The sequence below is a fragment of the Bacteroidales bacterium genome, assembly GCA_018334875.1.
Classification (GTDB): Bacteria; Bacteroidota; Bacteroidia; order Bacteroidales; family UBA12077; genus JAGXLC01.
In genome coordinates this window covers 1-3,168 of the sequence record JAGXLC010000457.1, presented here as the reverse complement: position 1 = coordinate 3,168, position 3,168 = coordinate 1, and the positions used below count along the sequence as shown (strand labels likewise).

Genomic DNA, 3,168 nt, shown 5'->3' with positions numbered 1-3,168 from the left:
CTCCCGCAGAATGCGGGACCAACTGTATTACTAAATCTTTCTCCCTTAAATTTGATTCTGTAATATAGTAAGCTGCTAACTGCCAACTTTTTATTATATCAATCAATCAATCAATCATTCATTCAATCATTACTTAAGCACCTCAACCCTGCTTCGGTCCCTCAGCGTCTCATATCCGTCGGTTACCACACGTTCATCTTCTTCAAGACCATCGATGATCTCGACACGGTCACCCGATTCAATTCCTGTGACAACATTTCTTTCGCGGGCCCGGTCTCTTTCAATCACATACACTATTTGCCTGTCGTTGTTATTGAGCACCACTTCGCGAGGCAGGGTTATGGTGCTGTCTTTGTGTTGTACCATCACATTGGCTTTAACAAACATGCCCGGACGGAGGGATCTGTCGGGGTTCTGTACCCTGATCTTTGCATCAAACATGCGGGTGGTCGGATCAACTGCAGGAGAGATTTCAGTAACCTTACCCTTCAGCGTTTCTGACTCCATAGAATAATGACCGACATCTACCCTTTGTCCCCGTTTGATTTTCGTGATGGATTTTTCGGGTAAGCTCACCTCCATGATCAGCTCCCTGTAGTCCATGATTTTGGCCACTGTTGTGTTGGAAGATATACGCGTTCCCTGGGTATGATAAGGAAGTTGAGTGATAAAACCGGTGAAAGGTGCTTTAACAGAGAGTTTGGCAAGGTTTATTCTGGCCTCTTCAAGTGCCGATTGTGCATTGATGTAAGTTTTTTCTGCATTGGTCAGCTCACGAAGCGTGACACCACCTTTCTCATAGAGTGCTTTTTGTTTTTCAAATTCCTGTTTGGCTATTTTCTGCTCCAGCTTTACCGATTCAAGCTGGATGCCCAGTTCATATTCCCTGTTTTCAAGTTCTACAAGTACTTCACCTTTATTGATCCTGTCTGACAGGGAAAATTGTTCCCGGGTTCCTGGATTTTCCTGAAGGTAATAATCGCCTCCAGCTTCTGTAACCAGTTCAGCCGATTGAACGGCTTGTACCGTGCCGGTTGTCTGAAGATATTCGCTAATGGAATCATAACTGGCTTCAGTCACCGATACGGGTACGGCTACGTCACTGTCTCTGTTGATCTCTCCCTGGTTGCATCCCACAATGAACATCCCAAACAGGGCAACGGCGGGAATGATCCTGAAAAAATTAAAATGTTGTTTTTGCATGTCCGTCTGCTGTTTATTATTCTAAAATACTATTAACTACATCTTTGGGCAACAATGGTTCGTTTTCCATGAAGTCGTAAAGGCTTTGCATTTTAAGGTTCAGCAATTCCATTTTGTAATCAATGAGGGCTGTGGTCAGATCCATCCTTGCCTGGCTTAGCTGGTTCTGATACAACTGAAGATCCATGCCTGTAAGATCGCCATTGTTGTATCGTTCGAGGTTGATGTCATAAGTGAGCTGGGCATTTTTTTCATTCTTTCTGGCAATTTCAATCTGGTTCCGGTAATTCCTGAGATTTCGAATGGTTTGGCGAATGCCCAGATTAATCGATTTGGATTCCTGATTTAAGTCGATCTCGGTCGATTCCACATTTAACCGGGCCGCTTTGATTCGTGCTTCCCGGGCTCCCCAGTCCCAGATAGGAACATTGAAACTTAGGGAAACGGAAGGGCTTGTTGTGGGTACATCATACATGTTGGCCAGTTGTTTGTCTACTCCTTGTATACCAAGGGAAACTGATACATTACCCTTGAATTTGTTCTGATCACTGGTCTCGATCAGACGAAATTTTGCATTTTGAAGTTCGATCTCCCGGTTTCGGATTTCCAGACGGGAATTAAGGGCATTCTGGATGGCTTTATCCATGTTTATGTCCACTGAATCTAACTTAATGCTAAGCTCCACCCTGAAATTTTCGTCAAGGTCCATTCCGATCATTTGTTTAAAATTATCTTTCGCGTTTTGAAGCTGCACTTCACGTGTATAAACCTGTGAACGGGCCGAGGCCAGATTAACTTCTGCCTGATAAAGTTCTTCTAATGCCAGTAAATCGGCATCAACTTTATTTTGCACCACCTCATAATTTTTTTTCTGATTTTCCAGTTCTTCTCTGGAAATTTGCAAGGCCATTTGAGAGGCGTATAAATTATAATAGTTTCTTGTTACCTGAACCTCTGTGTTTAGCTTTTGAAGCCTGTATTGTATATCTGACCTTTCATAGTCAAGTTCCAGTTCTTCCAGATTTTGCCTGGTTTCGTTATAGGAGAATAGCGGTTGGGAGTATTGCAGGAATAAATTGTTGCTAAAGGCAATGTCTTCATTCAATTCGGATGCAATCTCAGTAGTTGAGTGCTGCCAGGCCAGCCTGTTGTTCAGGGAAAGTACCCCATCCGTAGCTACAATTGGTTGAGAAATGCTGAAGTTTGCCATACTGGAGTAGGTTTCTGTGGTTTGCCACCGGGAATTCACCTCATAAAACCTTTGTTCCCTGGAATAATTGAAGGGGTCAACGGCCAGGTTGAAGTTGGTTTTCAACGATGCCTGTTGGGCATCAAGATAGTTTTTACTCCGTTGCATGGCCAACCGGCTTTTTCTTACTTCCGGGCTGTTTTCATTGGCAATTTCCAGTGCCTCTTCAAGCCTCAGCAGTTCCTGGGAACTAACAGAGACACTGAACAAAGATAAAATCGTAATTACAATAAAGCGTTTTAGGATCATGATGTTTTATTTTCTGATTAGTTTGATGGCGTCAGCGATTACAGTTCTGGCTTCGGAATTGTTGGAGATTTGAATTCTTGCCGAATCCGCTGAGAAATGGTATTCGCCCAGGCGTACCCATTCACCTTCCCTGTCATCTACCTCCACCGGTATTGTTTCTTCCCCCTCGTCGTGGAATATGGTGTAATGATATAGTTTATCCACGTTGTTGCGCTCGCGGTTTCTGCCCCATCTGGGCCGCAAACCTGCATCAGATACATATGCCTGTACCTCATAATTGTCGGCATGCTCTATAGGTACTGTCCACTCGGCTTTCTGCTCACCATTACCTGATCTGATGTATACAGCTGATAATTTCACTTTGCCGTAGAACTGGTTGTGAATGGCTTTTTGCCATTCTTCCGGAGGTCGCCAAACATTGACGTCGGTATATTCATCCTGATTTTCTTTGTTTCTGAGCAGATCCC

3 protein-coding genes are annotated in these 3,168 nt (G+C 43.8%); all 3 read right to left on the bottom strand.

The features are described 5' to 3' along the window. Window positions 1-129 precede the first annotated feature (129 nt). On the bottom strand, window positions 130-1,203 hold the full coding sequence (locus tag KGY70_19770; protein ID MBS3777443.1) for an efflux RND transporter periplasmic adaptor subunit: 1,074 nt from the start codon (window positions 1,201-1,203) through the stop codon (window positions 130-132). Window positions 1,204-1,219: 16 nt separating this feature from the next. Beyond that, a complete protein-coding gene (locus KGY70_19765; GenBank protein ID MBS3777442.1) occupies window positions 1,220-2,701 on the bottom strand; it encodes a TolC family protein in 1,482 nt (493 codons plus the stop codon). A 6-nt stretch (window positions 2,702-2,707) separates the two neighbouring features. Then, the coding region (locus tag KGY70_19760) for a hypothetical protein (GenBank protein MBS3777441.1) at window positions 2,708-3,168 on the bottom strand (461 nt) is incomplete at its 5' end.

What these genes read in the sequence shown, in the direction of transcription:
- KGY70_19770 (MBS3777443.1), bottom strand. Translation starts at nt 1,203, where the DNA reads ATGCAAAAACAACATTTTAATTTTTTCAGGATCATTCCCGCCGTTGCC.
- KGY70_19765 (MBS3777442.1), bottom strand. Translation starts at nt 2,701, where the DNA reads ATGATCCTAAAACGCTTTATTGTAATTACGATTTTATCTTTGTTCAGT.